The organism is Burkholderia sp. AU31652, from assembly GCF_002223155.1.
Lineage (GTDB): Bacteria > Pseudomonadota > Gammaproteobacteria > Burkholderiales > Burkholderiaceae > Burkholderia.
On record NZ_NKFG01000007.1, the window covers coordinates 133,534 to 156,028 of the forward strand.

A 22,495-nucleotide genomic window follows, 5' to 3' on the forward strand; every position below is an offset into this window, starting at 1 on the left:
GGGCGCGCACTGGTGTGCGATGCGCTGATGTCCTGCCCTCAAACGCTTCACATCACACTATTCTTCGACGGTACGAACAATAATGATGGGCAGACGAATCCGTTCAGGGATTCGCTGGTTCACACACATTCCAACGTTGCCCGACTCTACAACGCGGCAGCGGACAAGAGCGAGCAAGGGATTTACGCATTCTACATTCCCGGTGTAGGCACACCGTTCAAGGAAATTGGCGAACTGACGTATTCAACTTCCGGAAAGTCAATGGCAGCGGGATTTGGAAGCCGTTGTGTTTGGGGTTATACGAGAGTGCTGAACGCCATATATCAGGCTATTGCAACGGACAAAACCCGAAGACTGATTCCGGATGGCGAAGCTAAAAATGTATGCGACGAGGTGTCCGATGGCCATAAACTCCCGCTGGTTGGTTACACGGACCGACTAGGCCTCGCTCACAGACAGGCCGTCAACGAGGGGCGATATCCACAGACGATCAAGCAGATCTGGATTAACGTGATCGGCTTCTCGCGAGGGGCCGCATGTGCGCGTGTATTCGTCAACAAGCTGATCAATGAATGGGCACGAAACGGGCGAATCGGCTACCAGACTGGCCAGTACGCGCTGAATTACAAGGTTAATTTCGTTGGCCTGTTCGACACGGTTGCTTCCGTTGGACCACCTGACTCGACTCGTGCGACCCTGGACATCGGCAAATTCGATGGGCACTTCGCGTTCGCCAACGACGGTCGGCTCGATATTCCGAAGGAGGTGCGATTCTGTTATCACGCGTTCTCGGTACACGAGCAACGCATGAGTTTTCCGCTCGATTCGATCCGCAATGGAGACAGCTACGGCAGCGGTATCCGTGAGGAGGTGGCCTATCCAGGGGTTCATTCGGACGTGGGAGGTGGCTATGCGCCCAATGAACAGGGCAAGGGAGGGGCTACGTCAAAAGCGAACGACGACAGCTTCAAGCTGAGCCAAATCCCGTTGCACGACATGTATCTGAAGGCTGCTGCATATGGTGTGCCGCTTCGAGGCGAGGATGACTTTGACCCACGGTCTCCGCTCGGAAAGGACTTCGCTCTCGACCAATCAGTGATCGATGCCTTCAATGCATGGCGCAAGACCGTCGATAACGTCAGCAGCGTGGAGGACGCACTGAAGGTCGGACTGGGCCAGTTGCTGACGTGGCGGACGCTGCGTGCGGATATCGGAAATCCACAGCGCTATGTGACCGGGCAACCGTTCTTCAAGCGGGCGCATGAAGACAAGATGACGCCGTACAAGGTTCAGCAGGCGCTGCCGAAGGCAGGGGAAAACGATCCGGCCATGCGCAAGCTCAAGTCGCAGTCCGAGTTGCTCGAGGCCAACGCGCTGACGATGGGTGCGGGATACACGTCGTACATGAACCTGCAGAAGGCGCAGGTGACGGCGCTGAAAGAAGCCATGGACCGCCGCAATGAGCAACTGTGCGGCGTGATTGCCCATCCGGGGGTCGCCAACCCGAGACCGGCTCGCCCGGGCGAGGGGCCGCTCGATGTTGTGACCAACGACCAGACCGACATGCGGCAAGGGGCGGAGGAAATGCGGTTGCTTCTCGGGTACCTGTATCCGGACCAGTGTGAGCGATGGCAGGTGAAGCGCGTGGACCATCGCTCGATCGTGACCCGCGGCGGCGACGTAATCAAGGTGCCGACGACGTTCTCCGTCTCGCACGATCAACCCGGTAGCGACTCCCCCTGCGTCACGCTTGCATATAGCGGGATACTGCTCAATTCGACCTGGTCGACGCTCGTGCAGCACTACCGTCCGCAGGACGACGTCGTGGCAGCGCCGCTGCCTGGCGTGGAATCATTCCTGCGGCAGCATACGTCGCCTGATGCAGTGAACAAACTGCCGGCAGGGGCGATTGCCCTGTTCGATGACTACGTGCACGATAGCCGCTGCTGGTTCCGTATTCCGTATTTTCACGAGTACGCGCCGGGCGGGTACGGCTTCCCGCGAGTCGTGTTTATCGGCGGGGACAATCGCAAGGCCTATCTCGGTCTTGCATCGAACGGGGCGCCACTAGACATTGGTGGTGGCAGGACCCAGGCTGGGTGGGCGTGAAGTAGGTTGGAACGCGCACCGATAACCGGAATTTCTGATGGAACTACAGACTTCCTCACCGCCAGCGCGCCTGATGGGGTTGATCGACGCAGCGGTATGCCCGCCGAAGGTCGTGCCTTTGCTGGAGCGCGCCGGCGTCCCGTATCTCTCCGTTTTCGCCGGCTTGCCCGAAGACGAACTCGGGCACGCGTCGCTGTTTCTGGTGTCAGTGACCGACACGGAAGCGGACTGGTTCATGGAACTCGATCGACTCGATCTTCAAAGTCCATGCCTATCGTTGATCTGGAGCACGGTCGAAATGGATGCGCTCGTCACGCATCTGCAGGCATTCCTGTTTGCCGACATAGGCGACAACATGACCGCGATGGTTCGGTTCTTCGATCCGCGTAACACCGAGGCGGTATTCGGCGTATGGGGCGAGCAGGTCCGCGCCATGTTCATGGGACCTTTCGAGAGGTGGATGTACAGGGGCCGCCATAGGGCCTGGCAGCATATCCGGAACGATTCGACCGCGCCAGCCAGGGTTTGCCGATCAGTCATGATTCGACTGGAGCAGGTGGATATCGACGTCCTGACCGTGCACACGGAACCTGACGAAATTCTGGCTGCACTGGTCGAGTCCGGTGACGTCGATGGCGAGCGCCCCTATCTTGACCGGTTCGAGGATTTTATTCCGCGATATCTCCGTGCAGTGCAGTGGGGGATTCGCGAGCCGGGGGATCGCCTGGTTTTCTGTCAGTACACCTACTTGTACGGTGCTGATTTTGATCAGCATCGGGTTGTCAACGATCTGCTGATTCAGCGTCAGCAGTCTGATGAACCGTTCGGGGCCGCGATCGCGGGCGTTCCGGCGAGCGTATGGGATGAGATCGAACGGGGAGCGGTGCGCGACACCGGGATTGCGTCGCAATCGGTAACGATATGAGGAGTTGACATGGCATTGAAGATGATCGTGGTTGGCGACGCGACCTCGCATGGTGGACGGGTCATCACGGGATCGGAAACCCACAGCATCGACGGGAAGAAAATTGCCCGTCTGCATGATCTGGTGGATTGCCCGGAAAAATATCCGGATGGGCGGCCCCACGGTGTGAACAAGATCGTCGAGGCACATCCGACCGTGACGATCGACGGTCAGCGTGTCGCGCTGCATGGCCATCGTACCGAGTGCGGGTGCACGCTGATTGGGAGCATGACGGCCAGCGTCGGGGATTGAAGCAACGGTAACGAACCTATCCGAACTTTTGTGTGCGCGGCATGAACTGATGGCCAAGGAGCCACGTTATGCCACGCAAACGTCAGGACGAAGCGACCGTAGGACCGCGCAAGGGCTTGAACCTGGACCCGGAACTGATCAAGCAACGGGTACCCGGAACGCTGGATCGGGCGACGATCAACGCGCATCCCGCGGCGCTCAAGAAGGCGAATTTCGAGCACGCACTGTGCTGCGCACTGACTCACCACCTCGACTACGAGAAGGACGAAACCAAGCCGGTAGGCGGCACGAACCATCGCAACGGCAGCAGCCGCAAGCGCATCGCGACCGACGACGACCTGCTCGACGTCGAGATTCCGCGTGACCGCGAAGGCACCTTCGATCCGGTGCTGATCGCGAAGAGCGAGCGATGCTTCACCGGGTTCGGTGTCGATGCTCGCCAGCATGCCGGCGTTCTACGCATTGAGCGATCGGGCGGCACGCGTAGGGCGGGCACTGAATGGTCGATTACGAAATAAAAACGGCCATATTACTCAGGATGACAAAAGACTGAAGATCGTATTCGACGAAACATGATCGTGGCGTGAGTCGATTGCAATAATGAGGACCACGCGTTCGGCGGCAAGCGAATGGTGCGCAACGGTATCGGTGGGGATGCGCTGGGCGCTTGCCTGCGAATCGCCGCGTTGGACGTCGGGTCGTGCGCGCAGTGGCGTTCGCGCCGACGCCGCGCAACGAGCATGCGCCGGCAGCGAGTACACGCCTACTTTCGATGTGACGGTGTGGAAGGTCGCAGGAATGCAGTTGATCGGGCGACCATGCCACTGCGCAATATCAAAAAAAGGCGCGGCCATCTCTTGTCAGACGAGGCCGCGTTCAAGCTGATCTGGAAAAGTGTGATGACACGGTTTGCGCTCATTTACCGGAGCGCTTTGGCATCGGAATCCGGGTTTTGACCCGCGTCACACGGAAGTTGCGCGTACGCCAGGCGGCGGTCGTCACTATTCACGATGCTCGCCCTCGCGCTCGTGCTCATGCTCGCGCCACGGATCACGATCGCGCGGATGACGATGCCTCCACTCGTCGCGTTCCCAGTAGCGATGGCCGTCCCAGTAGCGGTCGCCGTGCATGCCGATCTCGACCGATACACCGGCTTCCGGGGCGCGCTCTCGCTCCTCGACCCTCGGTGGTGGTGCACCGTAGCCTTGCGCGAAGGCCGTGCTGGTCGCGGCGAGTGCCCCGCCTGCCACGAGGGTCGCCAGAATGCGACGCGTTGCAATTGTCAGGGGTTTCATCGAGCCGTCCTCCATTGAATGCCGACCACGACTCGCGCGCATGATTCGTTCCCGTATGGCGCGGCAGATGCCTCGCTCGCCACGTCGACCTGCCGCCGCGCCACCTCGCAGCGAGTGCCGACCCGGCGTCGGAACGCATGATGTCTCCGTCCGGAGGTATCCCTGATCCCCCAGCTTTTTTCTCGTCAACAACCACAAAAAACATCATTTCGCCTACGCCTGCGCATCAGCAGAATGTCTCCATTCCAACTCACGCGACAGCCCGAACGTCGCGCCGAGCCGCACTTCCGAAGGAGACAGCCGTGGCAGTCGAAACAACCTCAATCGATACGCTCGTCGTCGGCGCCGGTCAGGCCGGCGTGGCCATGAGCGAGCACCTGGGCAAGCTGGGCGTACCGCATCTCGTGCTGGAGCGCAGCCGCATCGCCGAACGCTGGCGCACCGGGCGCTGGGATTCGCTGGTCGCGAACGGCCCCGCATGGCACGACCGCTTCCCCGGCCTCGAATTCGACGGCCTCGATCCCGATGCGTTCGCAACGAAAGACCAGGTCGCCGACTACTTCGAAGCGTATGCGCGCAAGTTCAACGCGCCGATCCGCACCGGCGTCGAGGTGAAGCAGGTCGTGCGCAATGCCGGCAAGCCGGGTTTCATCGTCGAGACGTCCGACGGCACGATCGAGGCGAACCGCGTGGTCGTCGCGACCGGGCCGTTCCAGCGCCCGGTGATTCCGCCGATCGCGCCGGACGACGCCCGCCTCGTGCAGATTCATTCCGCCGACTATCGCAACCCGGCGCAGCTTCCGGAAGGGGCGGTGCTGGTGGTCGGCGCGGGGTCGTCGGGCGTGCAGATCGCCGACGAGCTGCAGCGCGCGGGCCGGCAGGTCTACCTGTCGGTCGGCCCGCACGATCGGCCGCCGCGTGCGTATCGCGGCCGCGATTTCTGCTGGTGGCTCGGCGTGCTCGGCGAATGGGACAAGGAAGTCGCGACGCCCGGCCGTGAGCACGTGACGATCGCGGTGAGCGGCGCGCGCGGCGGCCACACGGTGGATTTCCGCAAGCTCGCGAACCAGGGCGTGACGCTCGTCGGGCTGACGAAGTCGTTCGACGGCGGCGTGGCCGTGTTCGAACGCGATCTGGCGATCAATCTCGCACGCGGCGACGAGAACTACCTGTCGCTGCTCGACGCGGCCGACGCCTATGCGGCGCGCAACGGTCTCGACCTGCCGGAAGAGCCGGAAGCCCGCCGCATCCTGCCGAACCCCGACTGCGTCGCGCATCCGATCCTCGCGCTCGACCTTGCCGGCGCGGGTGTCACGTCGATCATCTGGGCGACCGGCTACGCGGTCGACTACGGCTGGCTGAAGGTCGACGCGTTCGCCGACAACGGCAAGCCGCAGCACCAGCGCGGTGTGTCGAAGGAGCCGGGCATCTATTTCCTCGGGCTGCCGTGGCTGTCGCGGCGCGGCTCCAGCTTCATCTGGGGCGTGTGGCACGACGCGCGGCACATCGCCGACCACATCGCGATCCAGCGCACCTACCTCGAGTACCACGACGCATCGCAGCGCCGCTCGACTTCGCACGCGGAGCAGGACGGCGCCGCGCCGCACGCCGACGCGCAGCCGCACGCCGATACGCAGCCGCTCGCCGATACGGTGAACTGACCGAACCCCCGCCGCGTGCCGCACCGCGTCTGCTTCCGGTGCGGCGGCGTGACCCCTGACGACTGAAGGATTCCGATGAGCCAACCCACCCATACCCGTATCCGCATGTTCAACACGAAGGATACCTACCCGAACCAGACGCTCGACAACGACCTGTGCCAGGCTGTGCGAGCCGGCAACACCGTCTACGTGCGCGGCCAGGTCGGCACCGATTTCGACGGCAGGCTGACCGGTCTCGGCGATCCGCGCGCGCAGGCCGAGCAGGCGATGAAGAACGTCAAGCAGCTGCTGGAGGAAGCCGGCAGCGACCTCACGCACATCGTGAAGACGACGACCTACCTGATCGACCCGCGCTATCGCGAGCCGGTGTACCAGGAAGTCGGCAAGTGGCTGAAGGGCGTGTATCCGATCTCGACGGGGCTCGTCGTGTCGGCGCTCGGCCAGCCGCAGTGGCTGATGGAAATCGACGTGATCGCCGTGATCCCGGACAACTGGCAGCCGAACCGCGCGTAGGAGGCGACATGACTTTCTCCATCGTCGGGCGTTGCCCGGAGACGGGCCAGCTCGGCATCGCGATCAGCTCGTCGAGCATCGCGGTGGGCGCGCGCTGCCCGTGGGTGCGCGCGGGCGTCGGCGCCGTCGCGACGCAGAACATCACGCTGCCGGCGCTTGGGCCCCAGATCCTCGACCTGATCGAGCACGAGCAGCTCGCGCCCGCCGCGGCGCTCGATCGCGCGCTCAGCGCGAACGGCTGGAGCCAGTACCGGCAGGTCACGGTGATCGACGGGCAGGGGCAGACGGCGTGCTTCACCGGCAAGGAAGCGCTCGGCACGCATCACGCGGTGCAGGGCGAGCAATGCGTGGCGGCGGGCAACCTGCTGGCCGCGCCGGCCGTGATCGACGCGATGGCGCGTGCCTTCGAACAGGCGCCCGGCCTGCTCGCCGATCGCCTGCTGGCCGCGATGCACGCGGCGATGGCGGCCGGCGGCGAGGCGGGGCCGGTGCATTCGGCCGCGCTGAAGGTGGCCGGTGACGTGACCTGGCCGATCGTCGACCTGCGTGTCGACTGGGCCGACACCGATCCGATCGGGCAGCTCGATGCGCTGTGGCAGGCGTATCGGCCGCAGATGCAGGACTACCAGACGCGCGCGCTGAACCCCACCGCCGCGCCGAGCTACGGAGTGCCGGGCGATGAATGACACGTCGAGCCGCGCATTGCTGGAACGGCTGATCGGTTTCGCGACGGTCAGCCGCGAGTCGAACCTCGAGATGGTCGCGTTCATCCACGACTATCTCGCGGGCTTCGGCGTCGAGAGCGAATTGTTCTACAACGCGGAACGGACGAAGGCGAGCCTGTACGCGACGATCGGGCCGCGCGATCGCGGCGGCATCGCGCTGTCGGGCCATACCGACGTGGTGCCGGTCGACGGGCAGGCGTGGACGGTCGAGCCGTTCCGGCTGACCGAGCGCGACGGCCGCCTGTACGGCCGCGGCACGGCCGACATGAAGGGCTTCATCGCGTCGGTGCTCGCGGCCGTGCCGGCGTTCGTCGCCCGGCCGCTGGGCATGCCCGTGCATCTCGCGTTCTCGTACGACGAGGAAGTCGGCTGCCTCGGCGTGCGGCCGATGCTCGATGCACTGGCTGCACGCGCGCACCGGCCGCGCCTGTGCCTGATCGGCGAGCCGACCGAGCTGAAGCCGGTGCTCGGTCACAAGGGCAAGCTCGCGATGCGCTGCCATGTCAAGGGCGCTGCTTGCCACTCGGCGTACGCGCCGTCGGGCGTCAACGCGATCGACTATGCGGCGAAGCTGATCGGCCGGCTCGGCGAGATCGGCGCAGCGCTCGCGCGGCCGGAACGGCACGACGAACGATTCGATCCGCCGTTCTCGACCGTGCAGACGGGGCTGATCAAGGGCGGCCGCGCGCTGAACATCGTGCCGGCCGAATGCGAGTTCGATTTCGAGGTGCGGGCGCTGCCGGATTTCGATGCGCACGACGTACCGAGAAAGCTGCAGGACTATGCGGAATCCGAACTGTTGCCGAGAATGCGTGCGGTGCAGCCCGATACCGACATTCAACTGCAGCCGCTGGGCGCGTATCCGGGCCTTGCGACCGCGCCGGACAGCGAGGCCGCGCGCCTGCTCGCGATGCTGAGCGGCTCCGATGCGTTCGGCACGGTGGCGTTCGGCACCGAGGGCGGGCTGTTCGGGCAAGCCGGCATTCCGACCGTGGTGTGCGGGCCCGGCAGCATGGACCAGGGGCACAAGCCCGACGAGTTCGTCACGCTCGACCAGCTCCACGGCTGCGACGCGATGCTGGGGCGGCTGGCCGCCCATCTTTCCGCAGCCGCCTGACGCGGCGCGCCTGACCGACACGCACGCACCGCCTCCCGCGGCGCGTGCGCTTTCGTGTTCCTTCCGGTTCCTTCAGGTTCCTTATCGCACCGTTTCCGCGACGATCTGCGCGAGCCGCTCGCGGCAAAAATCGACGAACGACTGCGCCTGCTTCGTGAGTTGCCCGCGCTTCAGCCGTGCACTCACGAGCCCCGACGGGCTCACCGTCTCGCTGAGGCCGATCGTCACGACGCGCTGGCCGTCGTACGTGTATTCGGAATGCGGGCGCGTGACGAGCAGCGAGAAGCCGAACCCCTGGCCGACCATCCCGCGCACCATCTCGATCGACGGCGATCCGAACACGATGTTCGGCGTGAGCCCGAGTTCGTGAAAGAGGCTGACGAAATACGTGCGGCTCGGCTGCACGTCGAGCAGGATCATCGGCTCGACACAGAGGTCGCGCAACGACACGTGCGTCTGGCCCGCGAACCGGTGGTTCTCCGGCAGCAGCACGTACGGCTGCTGCGGCGGCATCAGCGGCTCGGTCTCGATCGTGCCGTCGAGATCGTGGTCGTACATCAGCGCGAGATCGAACGTGCCGGACGTCAGGCCCTGCACGAGTTCCTGCTGGTCGCCGTCGCGCAGCCGGATGTTCACGCCCGGGTAGCGCTCGCGAAAGCCCGCGATCAGTTGCGGCAGATAGAGCGGCGCGACCGTCTCGAAGCAGCCGATGTCGATCTGCCCGGTGACCACGTCGTTGTCGGCGAGCGCGTTCTGTTCGAATTCGTGCGCGATGCGCAGCAGTTCCTGCGCCTTCCGGTAGAAGCGCGTGCCGCTCGGCGTCAGCGACACGCCCTGCGCGTGATGGCGGATGAACAGCTTCACGCCGAAGCTTTCCTCCAGACCCTTGATCGCGCTGGAGATCGACGGCTGCGCGATGAACAGCTGGCGCGACGCCTCGGCGACGCTGCCGGATTCCACCGTCGTCACGAAGTATTTCAGTTGCCGCAAAGTGTAGTGAGCCACAAGCACCTCTGATGCACGGCCCCGGCGTGCCGCCGCGGGCGCAATCTGTCCATGGTTTGCGTAGCACCTTACCTGAAAGCCCCCCGGCGCCGAAATGTCCGCTGCAGAGCTTTTTCGTATGTCCCGGAAATATTTTTAGTATTTTCCGGTCGCGCGGGTCGTGGCGCACCATCGTCTCCAACCTGGATCAAGAAGCAAACGAAGCGGCCGCGCACGCACCGGCGGGACATGGCATCCGCCCCCGCCCCCGCATGCGCATCGTCCGCTTCGCTCGACCCGCCGCGCGTGCACGCGGCGCGTCGTCGCTCGCGTATCCGGACCCGATTGCCGGCGCGCCCCCCAACGCGCGCCGGCTGACACGGCAAGCGCGCATCGCCGCGCAGGACAGGAGACATCACCATGACGAACGTGGACCGCAACGCGTCCCCGATGATAGAGAAGCACACGATCGGCTACGTGCCGCCCGCGGAGCGCCACGGCAAGGTGCGCGACCTGTTCACGCTCTGGTTCGGCGGCAACATCGCGCCGCTGCCGATCGTGACCGGCGCGCTCGGCGTGCAGCTCTTCCACCTGAACCTGATGTGGGGCATCGTCGCGATCGTCGTCGGCCAGGCGGTCGGCGGCGTGCTGATGGCGCTGCATTCGGCGCAGGGGCCGCAGATGGGCATCCCGCAGATGATCCAGAGCCGCGCGCAGTTCGGCTCGTGGGGCGCGCTGCTCGTGACCGTGATCGCGGCCGTGATGTACGTCGGCTTCTTCGCGTCGAACATCGTGCTGGCCGGCAAGTCGGTGCACGGCATCGCATCGTCGGTGCCGGTGCCCGTCGGCATCGTGATCGGCGCGGTGGGCTCGGGGCTGATCGGGATCGTCGGCTACCGGTTCATCCACATCCTGAACCGGATCGGCACGTGGGTGCTTGGCATCGGCATCCTGGTCGGCTTCTGGATGATCCTCACGCACGTGACGACCGACGATTTCCTGACGCGCGGCGGCTTCAACTTCGCCGGCTGGCTCGCGACGGTGTCGCTGTCGGCGTTGTGGCAGATCGCGTTCGCGCCGTACGTGTCGGACTATTCGCGCTATCTGCCGGAAAACGTCGGCGTGGCGTCGACGTTCTGGGCGACCTATCTCGGCTGCACGATCGGCTCGACGCTCGCGTTCATCTTCGGCGCGGTCGCGGTGCTCGCGGTGCCGGCCGGCGCGGACGCGATGGATGCGGTCAAGCAGGCGACGGGCCCGCTCGGCCCGCTGATGCTCGTGCTGTTCCTGCTCAGCGTGATCAGCCACAACGCGCTGAACCTGTACGGCGCGGTGCTCGCGGTGATCACGTCGGTGCAGACGTTCGCATACAAGTGGATTCCGACCGCGAAGGCACGCGCGGTGGTGTCGGTCGTGATTTTCGTCGCGTGCTGCTACGCGGCGATCGGTGCGTCGACGAACTTCGTCGGCAACCTCGTCGATCTCGTGCTCGCGCTGCTCGTCGTGCTGGTGCCGTGGACGGCGATCAACCTGATCGACTTCTACGTGATTCACAAGGGCAAGTACGACATCAAGTCGATCTTCATGGTCGATGGCGGGATCTACGGCCGCTTCAACCCGCAGGCGCTGCTCGCGTATGCGATCGGCATCCTCGTGCAGATTCCGTTCATGAACACGCCGATGTATGCGGGCCCGATTCCCGCGCATCTCGGTGGCGCGGACCTGTCGTGGCTGGTGGGGCTCGTGCTGACGTCGCCGCTGTACTACTGGCTCGCGACGCGCGACAGCGCGTACCGGCGCCGGCAGACGGGCGCGACGATGCCGCCGACGGCGGCGCGGTAACGACGGGGAAGGAAGGGGGCCATCGCATCCGTCGAGACACGGTGGCCCGTGGAGGAGGTCGGGCCCGCTCGCGATAGCGTGTGCGCCGCGAGCCGGCCCGTCAGTCGGTCAGACCACCGCCGAGCGCGCGACGCGCACCGGCACCGACTTGTACGACGGCGTGCCGCTTTCCTTGTCGATGTAGTCGAGCGGCACGAGCACGTTCGCTTCCGGGTAGTACGCGCCGACCGACCCCGGCGCGATGTCGTACTCGATCGCGGTGATCTTCTCGAGGCGCAGCGCGCGACCCGATGCGGTGACCGTCTCGATGTCGACGAGGTCGCCGTGTTCGAGCCCGTACTTCGCGAGATCGGCAGGGTTCATGAACAGCACGTCGCGCCGGCCGAACACGCCGCGATAGCGGTCGTCGAGCCCGTAGATCGTCGTGTTGTACTGGTCGTGGCTGCGCAGCGTGATCAGCCGCAGCACCTGCTCGGCGCCGAGCACGTCGGCATCTTCCTTCACGCCCTTGTAGACCGAGAACATCGCCTTGCCGGTCGGCGTCGGCCACACGCGCTCGGTGGGCGGCAGCGGCAGGCGGAAGCCGCCCGGCGTGCGGATGCGCTCGTTGAACGCCTCGAAGCCGGATACCGTTTTGTCGATCAGGTCGCGGATGCGGTCGTAGTCGGCGATCAGGTCGAGCCACGCGACCTTGCTGGCCGGCAGCGTCGCATGCGCGATGCCCGCGACGATCGCCGGCTCCGAGCGCAGCTGGTCGGACGCAGGCTTGAGCTTGCCGGCCGACGCGTGAACCATCGACATCGAATCCTCGACGGTGATCGACTGCCGGCCGGTGGCCTGCATGTCGAGCTCGGTGCGGCCGAGCACCGGCAGGACGAAGGTTTCCTTTGCGACCAGCAGGTGCGAGCGGTTCAGCTTGGTGCCGAGATGCACGCTCAGGTCGAGCTTCGCCATCGCCGGGAACGACTGTTCCGGATCGGGCAGCGCGACCGCGAAGTTGCCGCCGAGGCACAGCAGCGCCTTCGCGGTGCCGTCGATCATTGCCTGCATCGCCTGCACGGCGTCATGCCCGTGATGCGCGGGCGGCGTGAAGCCGCACACGTCCTCGATCTTCTTCAGGAACTCGGCCGACGGCTTCTCGGTGATGCCGACCGTGCGGTTGCCCTGCACGTTCGAGTGGCCGCGCAGCGGGCACACGCCGGCACCGGGCTTGCCGATGTTGCCGCGCATCAGCAGCAGGTCGGCGATCAGGCGCACGGTTGCGGTGCCCTTGTTGTGCTGCGTGACGCCCATCCCGTACGTGACGATGGTCGCGTTCGACTTCGCATACGCGAGCGCGACCTGTTCGAGCTGCGCCTGGCTGAGCCCGCTCGCGCGCTCGATGTCGTCCCACGACGTGGCCTCGAGGTCGGCCGAGAACGCGTCGAAGCCGTTGGTGTGCTGTGCGATGAAGTCGCGGTCGAGCACGTCGCCGCGCTCGGCTTCGAGCTGCAGCAGCGCCTTCATGATGCCCTTCAGCGCGGCCGCGTCGCCGCCGGCGTCGACCTGGTAGTACGTCGATGCGATCCGGGTCGAGCCGAACGACGCCATCTCGATCATGTCCTGCGGATCGGCGAAGCGTTCGAGCGCGCGCTCGCGCAGCGGGTTGAACACGATGATCGGCACGTTGCGGCGCGCGCACTCGTGCAGCGTGCCCATCATCCGCGGGTGGTTCGTGCCGGGGTTGTGGCCGATCGAGATGATCAGCTCGCAGTGGTCGAAATCCTCCAGCGATACGGTGCCCTTGCCGATGCCGATCGACTGCGGCAGGCCGACGCTGGTCGGTTCGTGGCACATGTTCGAGCAGTCGGGGAAGTTGTTGGTGCCGAGCTCGCGCGCGAACAGCTGGTACAGGTACGCGGCTTCGTTCGACGCGCGGCCCGACGTATAGAACTCGACCTGGTCGGGCGGCAGCGCGCGCAGCACTTCGCCGATGCGCGCGAACGCGTCGTCCCATTCGATCGCGCGGAACGTGTCGGTCGCGCGATCGTAGACGAGCGGATGCGTGAGCCGGCCCATGTTCTCCAGTTCGTAGTCCGACATGCGCAGCAGCGACGACACGGTGTTCGCCGCGAAGAACTCGGGCGTCACGCGCTTGGTCGTCGCTTCCCACGTGACGGCCTTCGCGCCGTTCTCGCAGAACTGGAACGTCGACTTGTGTTCCTTGTCGGGCCAGGCGCAGCCGGGGCAGTCGAAGCCGTCGGGCTGGTTGGTCCGCATCAGCACGATCGGCGCCTCGATGGTTTCCATTTGCGTGCGCACCGCATCGGCTGTCGCGCGAAGCGCGCCCCAACCACCGGCGGGCCCGTCGTACTTCCTGATGCCTGGCACTTCGCGTCGATTTGTCATGTTGAATCTCCATCAGCCTTACCCGGTGCGGGCGGCTCGGTTTGCGCCGTGTCGCGGCGTGGGGCGGCTCCGTCCGGTGGACGGAGCCGGTCATGCATGCCCCGGGCGTGCGGGGCATGCTGTTTTTCAGTGCGCGTCCTTCTTCGCGCCCGACGACTTCTTGCCGGACGCTTTCGCGGCAGGCGCGGGCGGCGGTGCGTCGGCGGGCGTGTCGCCCGTCTTCGCATCGTCGGTGGCCTTGGCCGCCTTGCCGTTCGGTTTCGCCTTGCCGTCGGCGTCCTTCTTCGCGTCCTTGGTCTCCTTCGCTTCAGGCGCGGCGAGCTTGGTGAACTTCACTTCGTCGCTGGCCTTGTCGTAGTCGACCTCGCACCGGTCGCCCGACTTCAGCCGGTCGGCGAGGATCTCCTTCGCGAGCCGGGTCTCGATGGTCTGGCGGATCTGGCGCTTCAGCTCGCGTGCGCCGAACTCCGGCTGGTAGCCGGCTTCGGTCAGGTGCTCGACGAGCGAATCGCCCATCACGAGCGTGATGTCCTGCGCGGCGGCGGTGCGCACCACGCGGTCGAGCTGGATCTGCACGATCGCGCGGATGTTCTCCTTCGACAGCGCGTGGAAGACGATCACCTCGTCGATCCGGTTCAGGAACTCGGGGCGGAAATGGCCCTTCAGCACCTGCATCAGTTCCTCGCGGATCGCCTTGTCGGTCTTGCGCGCGGCTTCCGGTTGCGTGAGGTTGTCCATGATGATCGCGGCGCCGAGGTTGCTCGTCGCGATGATGATCGTGTTGCTGAAGTCGACCACGCGGCCCTTGCCGTCGGTCAGGCGGCCGTCGTCGAACACCTGCAGCAGCACGTTGTAGACGTCCGGATGCGCCTTCTCGATCTCGTCGAGCAGGATCACGCTGTATGGGCGGCGCCGCACGCGCTCGGTGAGCTGGCCGCCTTCGTCGTAGCCGACGTAGCCGGGCGGCGCGCCGATCAGCCGCGCGACCGCGTGCCGCTCCATGTACTCGGACATGTCGATGCGGATGATCGCCTGCTCGTCGCCGAACACGGTCTCGGCCAGCGCCTTTGCGAGTTCGGTCTTGCCGACGCCCGTCGGCCCGAGGAACAGGAACGTCGCGATCGGACGGTGCGTCTGGCCGAGCCCCGCGCGCGACAGCCGCACGGCATCGCTGACGGCCACCACCGCGTCGCTCTGGCCGACCACGCGCTCGCGCAGCTGCTCTTCCATCTTCAGCAGCTTCTGGCGTTCTTCCTGCGTGAGTTCGGAAACCGGGATGCCGGTGAGCCGCGACACGACCTCGGCCACCGATTCGACGGTGACCTCGAGCGTTTCGGAGCCCGTCTTGCGCTGCCACGCCTCCATCATCTCGTCGACGGATTTCTGCTTCGCGTTGATCTGCTCCTCGAACTGCTTCGCTTCGTCGAAGCGCTTGCGCGACGTGGCGTAGTCCTGCTCGCGCTTCAGTTGCGCGATCTGCGCTTCGCCTTCCTGGATGTCGACCGGGCGCGAGGTCGCGCCGATCCGCACGCGCGCGGCGGCCTGGTCGATCAGGTCGATCGCCTTGTCGGGGAGGAAGCGCGACGTGATGTAGCGATCGGCGAATTCCGCGGCCGCGACGAACGCGTCGTCGGCGAACGTCACCTGGTGGTGCGCCTCGAGGCTGTCGCGCAACCCGCGCAGGATCACGATCGTCTGCTCGACGCTCGGCTCCGGCACGAACACCGGCTGGAAGCGCCGTTCGAGCGCGGCATCCTTCTCGATGTACTTCTGGTATTCGTTGAGCGTCGTCGCGCCGATCAGGCTCAGCTCGCCGCGCGCGAGCGCGGGCTTCAGCACGTTCGCGATGTCGAGGCCGCCTTCGCCGCCGCCCTGGCCGGCACCGACGATCGTGTGCAGCTCGTCGATGAACAGGATCAGTTCGTCCTGCTTCGCCGTGACTTCGTCGATCAGCTGCTTCGCGCGCTCCTCGAACTCGCCGCGATACTTCGCGCCGGCCACCATCGAGTTGATGTTGACTTCGACGAGCCGCTTGTCGCGCAGCACCTCGGGCACGTCGCCGTTGACGATCCGCTGCGCGAGCCCTTCGACGATCGCCGTCTTGCCGACGCCCGGCTCGCCGATCAGCACCGGGTTGTTCTTCTTGCGACGTGCGAGCACCTCGATCGTGCTCTCGATTTCCTGCGCGCGGCCGAGCACCGGGTCGAGCTTGCCCTGGCGCGCGATCGCGGTGAGGTCGCGGCCGAACTTGTCGAGGTTCGGCGTGCCGGTCGGCGCATCGACGCGGCCGTCCTCGGCGCCTTTGCCGACCACCTTCACGACCTTCTGGCGCAGCGCCTCGGGCGTCACGCCGTATTTCTTCAGCAGCGTGCCGGCGACGCTGTCCGGCACCGACGCGAGCCCGATCAGCAGGTGCTCGGGGCCGATGTACGAGTGGCCGAGATCGCGCGACGCCTGGAACGCGTACTGCACGGCCTTCTTCACGCGCGGCGAGATCGACAGCTTGTCGAGCGGCGCATCGGGATCGGCCGTGCCGGTGTGCGCATGCGCGTCGATGTACGACTTGATGTCCTCCGGCGACAGCTTCAGTTCCTTCAGCAGCGCGGCGCACACGTCGGTGTCCGCGAGCGCGTACAGCAGGTGTTCGGAATCGAGCTCGCTGCGGCGCAGCTCGTGCGCCTTCTCGGCCGCGCGTTGCAGCAGCTCCAGCGTCTGCTCGCTGAATGCGTCGGTCGGATCGACCGATTCGCGCGGAATCTCGGCGGCGAGCGGCGATTCGTCGTCGAGCCCGCCGAACAGCGACGACGAGCCGCCACCGCCGAGCAGCGAATCGAACGGGTTCAGCATGCTCTGATGCCGCATCAGCTGACGGAAGTGGTAATCGCAGATCGAGATCGTCTTGCGCTCGCCGTCCTGCATCACGGTTGCGCGCGCGACGGCCGGCCGCGCGTGGCAGATATCGCAAAGTGCGGGCATGGTGGTCTGGCTCCTGTCGGTGAAAGTGGGTCGAAGGGTGAAGTCCCGATGCGGTGCGGCGCTTGGGCGCATGCCGACCGCGAACGCACGACACGCGGCACGGCGGCGCGCGGGCGGCACCGGTGCTGTCACGCAGCGCGCGTCGGCGTCGTGCACGGTCGCGGTCAGGACGGCAAGCGTGCGTGCCGGGAGGAGCCCACGGCATCGCTTCGACTGCGTTCAAAATAGCGAATCGGCGGAGGCTATCCAAGGCACAGTTCTGCACCGGCCCGGCCGTGAATTGCACCCTCGCATGCGCGCGCGCACGGGCGGCAAGGAGTACAGACGGGCGGGCGCACGGCGCCACGGGCGTGCGCGGCGTGCGTAGCGTGTGATGACAGGAAGCGGAAGCGGGCGGCGCGCGAACGGATCGCGGTGCGACATCGGCGCGCAGGGCGCCGGTTATCGGGGGATCAAAGGCAGCACGGATGGGGCGGCGCGACGCAAGCGCGGCACGGGGCGCGTGCCGCGAGCGGCCAAGCGCCACCACGCACGCACCGCAGACGATGCGTGTGGGGCGGCCGCTGGCGAGGGCGGGTTGCACGGTCCGGGCCGGACACGTCGCAACCGTGGCGTGCCGCGGTCAGTCCGGGAGGGGCATCGCCAGCCGCTGCCGGGCGATCCGCTTCACGTCCTTCGACAGTGCCGCATCCGGCAGGCCATTGGCCCAGACGGAGAACGAATCCTCGATCAGGTTGCGCGTGTCGGGCGGCAACTCCGCCAGGACCAGCGACAAGACGGTGAACAGCACGGCGGTGTCGCCGGCCTGGCTGCTCGCGTTCGCGTCGACCGCCTGCTTCAGGTGGTCGACCGACGCCTGCAGCGCCTGCAATGCCTCATTCGACTCGCTCATCACACACTCCATGCAAGATGGGTTTGATCGGCGACGAACATGCGGCCGGCGGGGCGGCCGCTCGCGCGCGACACCCGGCGGGCATCGCGCGCGGGCAACCGCGGTCAGGCCGCCGTGCCGGCCTGCGGCGCCACGGCCACCGATGCTTCGCTCGTGAGCATCAGGAACGTGAACGTTTCGCGCAGGTACAGGCGGACGACCTTGTCGGTATGGCTCGTGTAGCCGATCGATACGTCTTCCCCGAGGTGCAGCTCGTAATCGCCGCCGCGCGTGGACAGCACGCAGCCGCCGCTGATCGCCGGCGCCCAGATGATCTCGCCGCTGACGATCCGCTTGATATGGCCGAGGACCGGATAGCCCTGGTCGCGCGCTTCGCTGAGCGCCGTGTACGCATCCGAGCCGAGCACGACCGAGTACGGGCCGTCGACGCCGGCAAGCCGCAATGCCTCGAGCGCGTCGCTGATCGCGTCGGGGTAGGCGGCGACGTCCGCCGGCAGCGTGAGCTTGCGGTTCGACGTGCCTTCGCGGATGCCGAGAATGCCGGCGGCCGGGTAGCCGTCGAAAATCGCGCCGTCTTCGGCGAACGCGAGCCGCTGCGCGGCGTCCTTCGCCGGTTGCCAGTCGGCGTCGCGCGCGCCGCGCTCGACGCTGTCGATCGCATCGCGGCTCAACTCGAACGGCACCGTCAGCTCGACGATCGTGCGGACTTCGCGCAGCCGCGCATTCACCAGCTCGCGCGGGGCGGCGACGTCGACGAGGTGCCCGGTGCCGACGGCCGACAGCTCGGGGCCTTCGGGGCCGTCGACATCGACGACGCGGCGGCCGGCCACCGATCGTTTGAACGTGCGTGCCACTTCTTCCTCGATTTGCTCCCAGGCGGAGGACGAGATCGGGGCGAGTTCGCGGTGCAGGTTATTCATGGGTTTGGGTTGCCTCACGTCAGCGAAAACACTTCATGGTGGCCGATCGGCTGACGGACTGCGTCTGAGCACCGCAGGCCGATCGAGGACGAAATGCATATTAGCAGGCTCTATTGACACCGCTGCAGCACAAATCGAAACGACACGCTGCGGTGGCGCAACTGTTCTGCAATTCACGTGCGGGGAGAGGGTGTGCGCTTGTGCTGAACACCGCGGCGGATGGCGATACCCGGGGGCGCACCGGCGCCCGCGTCGCTCGGGCCGGGCTCGACGGCGTGCCGAACCCTTGGCGGCCGACGGCCGATCGCGTGTCGTGCATTCTTACGAACATTCATCCGGCAGGGGTTCCGGACGCCGGGGCTCGGCCGCGTTCAGTTGCCGGGGCCGAGCCCGGATGAATCATAGGCGCAGTCTATTGAAGCTTCGCAACGAGTGAAGGGCGTGCATGGCGCGACCATGCGTCTCGTCCGGCGCGGGGTAGGCGCGCCGGACTGCCCTTGGTGATGATGTGCGTTACGACGGCACGCCTTTCAGCGAGCCGATCTTCAGCGAGCCGTCGCGATGCGGCGCGGAGGATGCCGGTTCCGGTTCCGGCTCCACGGCGTCGGCGGCCGGCGCCGCGCGATCGGCGAGCGCTTCGAGCAGGTCGGCGGACGGCACGAAGAACAGCGAGCCGGTGACCGCGCGGCTGTAGTCGAGCAGGCGGTCGTAGTTGCCGGGCGGGCGCCCGACGAACATGTTCTCGAGCATCTGCTCGATCGGCGCCGGCGAACGGGCATAGCCGATGAAGTAGGTGCCGAATTCGCCCGCACCCGGGCGCCCGAACGGCATGTTGTCGCGCAGGATCTTCACTTCCTGGCCGCCCTCGTCGAGCGTGGTCAGCGAGCTGTGCGAGCACGACGGCTTCACGTCCGGCGCGAGCTCGATGTCGGCGAGCTTGGTGCGGCCGATGATGCGCTCCTGCGTCTCGACCGCGAGCGCGTTCCAGCCGGCCATGTCGTGCAGGTACTTCTGCACGATCACGTAGCTGCCGCCGGCGAATTCCGCGTCCTCGTCGCCGATCACCGTGAAGTCGACCGCCGCGCGGCCTTCCGGGTTCTCGGTGCCGTCGACGAAGCCGATCATCGCGCGCTGGTCGAAATTGCGGAAGCCGTGCACCTCGTCGACGACCGTGACGGCATCGCCGAGCGCGCCGAGCAGCTGCGTCGCGAGTTCGAAGCACAGGTCCATCGCTTCCGCGCGAATGTGCAGCAGGATGTCGCCCGGCGTCGCGACCGCGACGCGCTGGCCCGCGCCGAATTCACGGAACGGATGCAGCGCGGCGGGGCGCGGGTTGCCGAACAACGCATCCCACGCGTCGGCGCCGAAGCCGCACACGCAGGTGAGGTTGCCGCCCGGCACGCGCTTGCCGACCGAGCGCACGAGCGCGGCGATGTCGCCGCACCATGAGCGGATCGTGTCGGCGTGATCGGCGCCGGGATTGATCGTCGCCACGAGGAAGATCGCGCTGCGCGTGATCGTGCTGTGAACGTTTTGGGGGAGCGGGGGAGGTGTCTGCATCGTGGGCTGCCGGTCAGTCATGTCGGGACGGAAGTGCCGTGGCGCGCGAGGGCGAACGGTTGAACTGTGTCATGCGACTGTTCTCTTTGTGTCACGCGGATGAAGGACGCAGTGCGGGCATCCCGCAACGGGCCGCAGCGGTGGCGGCCGCACGGGGCGCGCGACCTGCCTGCCCCGCGTGACGTCGTCGAGCAAGCAATCTAGCAGCTTCGACCGGTCTTTGGAACACGAATCGCCAAACTGTCATGCGAATCCGTCAAACAGGGCCGGATTTTGGCCGGCGCCCGCTCAGCTGTACTCCTGGCCCATGCGGCGCTGTGCTCTTGAGCGTGCGTGCGGCGTGCAGTAGATTAGGTCCCGCTGCGCCGCCACGAGGAGCGTCATCATGAACCTGCTGGAAGCGATGCGTGTGTATGTCGCGGTGGTCGAGCATGGCGGCCTGTCCGGTGCGGCGTCCGAGCTGCAACTCGACGAAGCGCAGGTGAGCGAACGGATCGACGGCCTCGAACGGTATCTCGGCTGCCGCCTGCTGCTGTGCCGCGACCACGACGACGTCGCCTGCACCGATGCGGGTGACGCGTTCCACGTGTGCTGCCGCCGGACGCTGTCCGCGGTCGAGCAGGCGACCGGCGCGGCCGGCCCGCGTGTGCAGGACAGGCCGGATCGGCCCGACGCGCACGATGCCGTGCATGCCGCCGCGCGCGACGCGACGTTCCCGCCGCCGCCCGGCGCCGCTCATGCCTCAACCCAGCGACTGTCACCTTGAATACGACCTCCATTCCCTGCTCGCCCGCCGAGCGCATCCGCCGCCGCTTCGGCCATTTCCTTCACGCGGCCGAACTGGCCGGACTGATCGTGATCGGGCTCGCGACCGCGTTCGCGATGGCGCAGGAAGCGTGGAAGGTCGTGCTCGCGGGCGAGGTGTCGCTGACCGACCTGCTGCTGATGTTCCTGTATCTGGAAGTGCTCGCGATGGACGTGCGCTACCTGCGGCTCGGCCGCTTGCCCGTGCGGTTTCCGCTGTTCATTGCGATGACGTCGCTCGCGCGCGACCTGATACTGCGCGGCGCAACCGACAGCCCCGAGCGGATGCTGATGACGACGGTCGGGATCGTGCTGCTCGCGGTGGGCGTGCTGATCCTGAGTTTCGGCCAGCACCGCTTCCCGGCCGACGTCGCCGATGTCGAGGACGATGCGCATGCGCGCAGGTAACGCGCGGCCGGCCGCATGCATTTTCGCTGTCCCTGCAAGGAGGGAGCTGGATGAGCACACATTCCGTTGAATCGAAGCGGGCGATCGAGCTGCAGCACGCGGCGTCGGACGCCTACCGGCTGGCGCGCGACACGCGCGATGCCGATCCGGCGCTCGCCCGCGCGCCCACCGTCACCGGGTTGCAGCGAGAAGCTGCGTACGCCTATGCCGACGCGGCGCGTGCACGCGAGGCGGCCATCGGCATCTGAATCGAACCTTGGCGTGCCGCATCGGTTGCGGCGCTGCCACTGACCCTCCCACCGAGCGAGGTATCGCATGACCAAGCAACTGATCGTCGCCGTGTTCGGCAGCGTCGACACGGCCCGCCAGGCCGCGAACGATTTCGAGGCGCTGTCGGAGAAGGACGAAGGATTCCACATCGAGAACGGCGTCGTCGTCGAGAAGGACGCGACCGGCAAGCTCGCGGTCCTCCACGCGGAATCGCGTCCGTTCAAGGGCGGCGTGATCGGCGCGATCGCGGGCGGCTTGCTCGGCCTGCTCGCCGGGCCGCTCGGCGTGGTCACCGGCATGGCGGCCGGTGCGGGCGCCGGCATTCTCGCGGAAGCGGCCGGCAACGCGCTGCTCGACGGCACGTTCGTCGAGACGGTGGCGGCGCGGCTCGTGCCCGGCAGCGTCGCGATCATCCTGGAAGCGAAGGAAGACACGCCGTTCTCGGTCGACAACGTCGTGACCGGATTCGGCGGCAAGGTGTTTCGCCAGTCGCTCGACTGAGCGTGTCGTCGTCGAACCGTAAAGGGAGAACCGCATGCACATCGAACAATCGTACCGGCGCTTCGACATCACGGCGACGCTGTCGCCGCTGCCCGGCCACGGCAACCGCGCGATCGCGAGCGTCGAGGTGACGACCGACGATCCGGCCCGCCTCGCCGATCTCGGCACCGGGCAATTCCTGCAGATCCGCAAGTGGGTCGAGTCGAACGACATCGCGTTGCTGACGGTGGTGTTCGACGAGTGCAAGGTCGCGATCGATCACTACGCGGACAACGTCGACGACGCTTGAGCGCACGCGGGGCCGGCGCATCAGC

Annotated in this window: 21 protein-coding genes and 1 pseudogene; 14 read left to right on the forward strand and 8 right to left on the reverse strand. The window is 66.3% G+C overall.

Features of this window, described 5'->3' with window-relative positions:
- Positions 1-27: 27 nt before the first annotated feature.
- The 4 genes and pseudogenes from CFB40_RS32560 to CFB40_RS32575 form a co-directional block, all read left to right on the forward strand.
- Positions 28-2,109, forward strand: coding sequence for a T6SS phospholipase effector Tle1-like catalytic domain-containing protein (locus CFB40_RS32560; protein ID WP_256976950.1), 2,082 nt, complete (start codon positions 28-30; stop codon positions 2,107-2,109).
- Positions 2,110-2,146: 37 nt separating this feature from the next.
- Complete coding sequence (locus CFB40_RS32565; RefSeq protein WP_089433631.1) at positions 2,147-3,034, forward strand: DUF4123 domain-containing protein; 888 nt, start codon at positions 2,147-2,149, stop codon at positions 3,032-3,034.
- Between the two features lie 9 nt (positions 3,035-3,043).
- Positions 3,044-3,325 (forward strand): PAAR domain-containing protein, encoded by a 282-nt coding sequence (locus CFB40_RS32570; protein ID WP_089433632.1) that lies wholly within the window; start codon positions 3,044-3,046, stop codon positions 3,323-3,325.
- A gap of 68 nt (positions 3,326-3,393) precedes the next feature.
- A pseudogene (locus tag CFB40_RS32575) lies at positions 3,394-3,750 on the forward strand (transposase); the annotation flags it as partial.
- 108 nt (positions 3,751-3,858) lie between these two features.
- On the opposite strand, the gene CFB40_RS38360 reads toward CFB40_RS32575, so the two are convergent.
- Entirely contained in the window at positions 3,859-4,179 is a 321-nt protein-coding gene (locus tag CFB40_RS38360; protein WP_143329916.1) for a hypothetical protein, read from the reverse strand.
- A gap of 147 nt (positions 4,180-4,326) precedes the next feature.
- Positions 4,327-4,620 carry a hypothetical protein gene (locus CFB40_RS32580; protein WP_089434008.1) on the reverse strand — a complete coding sequence of 98 codons (294 nt, stop codon included), beginning with the start codon at positions 4,618-4,620 and terminating at the stop codon, positions 4,327-4,329.
- A gap of 302 nt (positions 4,621-4,922) precedes the next feature.
- Here CFB40_RS32580 and CFB40_RS32585 point away from each other — a divergent pair, with 302 nt between their 5' ends.
- The 4 genes from CFB40_RS32585 to argE all read left to right on the forward strand — a co-directional run bounded on the left by CFB40_RS32585 (position 4,923) and on the right by argE (position 8,636).
- Positions 4,923-6,281 (forward strand): flavin-containing monooxygenase, encoded by a 1,359-nt coding sequence (locus tag CFB40_RS32585; protein WP_089433633.1) that lies wholly within the window; start codon positions 4,923-4,925, stop codon positions 6,279-6,281.
- 75 nt (positions 6,282-6,356) lie between these two features.
- A complete protein-coding gene (locus tag CFB40_RS32590; protein ID WP_089433634.1) occupies positions 6,357-6,794 on the forward strand; it encodes a RidA family protein in 438 nt (145 codons plus the stop codon).
- Between the two features lie 8 nt (positions 6,795-6,802).
- On the forward strand, positions 6,803-7,480 hold the full coding sequence (locus CFB40_RS32595) for a DUF1028 domain-containing protein (RefSeq protein ID WP_089429587.1): 678 nt from the start codon (positions 6,803-6,805) through the stop codon (positions 7,478-7,480).
- A complete protein-coding gene (argE, locus tag CFB40_RS32600; protein WP_089433635.1) occupies positions 7,473-8,636 on the forward strand; it encodes an acetylornithine deacetylase in 1,164 nt (387 codons plus the stop codon). The genes CFB40_RS32595 and argE overlap by 8 nt, the downstream gene beginning before the upstream one ends.
- 81 nt (positions 8,637-8,717) lie before the next feature.
- Here the strand turns inward: argE and CFB40_RS32605 are convergent, their stop codons facing one another.
- On the reverse strand, positions 8,718-9,641 hold the full coding sequence (locus tag CFB40_RS32605) for a LysR substrate-binding domain-containing protein (RefSeq protein WP_089429589.1): 924 nt from the start codon (positions 9,639-9,641) through the stop codon (positions 8,718-8,720).
- Between the two features lie 399 nt (positions 9,642-10,040).
- Between CFB40_RS32605 and CFB40_RS32610 the strand changes: the two genes are divergently transcribed.
- A complete protein-coding gene (locus tag CFB40_RS32610; RefSeq protein ID WP_089429590.1) occupies positions 10,041-11,462 on the forward strand; it encodes a purine-cytosine permease family protein in 1,422 nt (473 codons plus the stop codon).
- 108 nt (positions 11,463-11,570) lie between these two features.
- On the opposite strand, the gene CFB40_RS32615 is transcribed toward CFB40_RS32610, so the two are convergent.
- From CFB40_RS32615 to CFB40_RS32635, 5 genes are all read right to left on the reverse strand, one after another.
- Positions 11,571-13,850 (reverse strand): FdhF/YdeP family oxidoreductase, encoded by a 2,280-nt coding sequence (locus CFB40_RS32615; protein ID WP_089433636.1) that lies wholly within the window; start codon positions 13,848-13,850, stop codon positions 11,571-11,573.
- 126 nt (positions 13,851-13,976) lie between these two features.
- Positions 13,977-16,826: an ATP-dependent Clp protease ATP-binding subunit gene (locus CFB40_RS32620; RefSeq protein WP_089433637.1), complete on the reverse strand. Its 2,850-nt coding sequence runs from the start codon at positions 16,824-16,826 to the stop codon at positions 13,977-13,979.
- A 622-nt stretch (positions 16,827-17,448) separates the two neighbouring features.
- Positions 17,449-17,718, reverse strand: coding sequence for a hypothetical protein (locus CFB40_RS32625; protein WP_089433638.1), 270 nt, complete (start codon positions 17,716-17,718; stop codon positions 17,449-17,451).
- A gap of 104 nt (positions 17,719-17,822) precedes the next feature.
- Complete coding sequence (locus tag CFB40_RS32630) at positions 17,823-18,638, reverse strand: family 1 encapsulin nanocompartment shell protein (protein ID WP_089433639.1); 816 nt, start codon at positions 18,636-18,638, stop codon at positions 17,823-17,825.
- Between the two features lie 513 nt (positions 18,639-19,151).
- Entirely contained in the window at positions 19,152-20,219 is a 1,068-nt protein-coding gene (locus CFB40_RS32635) for a Dyp-type peroxidase (RefSeq protein ID WP_089429595.1), read from the reverse strand.
- Positions 20,220-20,583: 364 nt separating this feature from the next.
- Here CFB40_RS32635 and CFB40_RS32640 point away from each other — a divergent pair, with 364 nt between their 5' ends.
- From CFB40_RS32640 to CFB40_RS32660, 5 genes are all read left to right on the forward strand, one after another.
- Positions 20,584-20,964 (forward strand): LysR family transcriptional regulator, encoded by a 381-nt coding sequence (locus tag CFB40_RS32640; protein WP_089433640.1) that lies wholly within the window; start codon positions 20,584-20,586, stop codon positions 20,962-20,964.
- Positions 20,961-21,410, forward strand: a complete 450-nt coding sequence (locus CFB40_RS32645; protein WP_089429597.1) for a phosphate-starvation-inducible protein PsiE — start codon at positions 20,961-20,963, stop codon at positions 21,408-21,410. Before CFB40_RS32640 ends, CFB40_RS32645 begins: the two co-directional genes overlap by 4 nt.
- A gap of 50 nt (positions 21,411-21,460) precedes the next feature.
- The gene (locus tag CFB40_RS32650) at positions 21,461-21,658 is read left to right on the forward strand and encodes a hypothetical protein (protein ID WP_089429598.1); all 198 of its coding nucleotides are present in this window, start codon (positions 21,461-21,463) and stop codon (positions 21,656-21,658) included.
- Positions 21,659-21,725: 67 nt separating this feature from the next.
- Complete coding sequence (locus CFB40_RS32655) at positions 21,726-22,181, forward strand: DUF1269 domain-containing protein (protein ID WP_089429599.1); 456 nt, start codon at positions 21,726-21,728, stop codon at positions 22,179-22,181.
- A gap of 34 nt (positions 22,182-22,215) precedes the next feature.
- On the forward strand, positions 22,216-22,470 hold the full coding sequence (locus CFB40_RS32660; protein WP_089429600.1) for a hypothetical protein: 255 nt from the start codon (positions 22,216-22,218) through the stop codon (positions 22,468-22,470).
- The last annotated feature ends 25 nt before the right edge of the window (positions 22,471-22,495 follow it).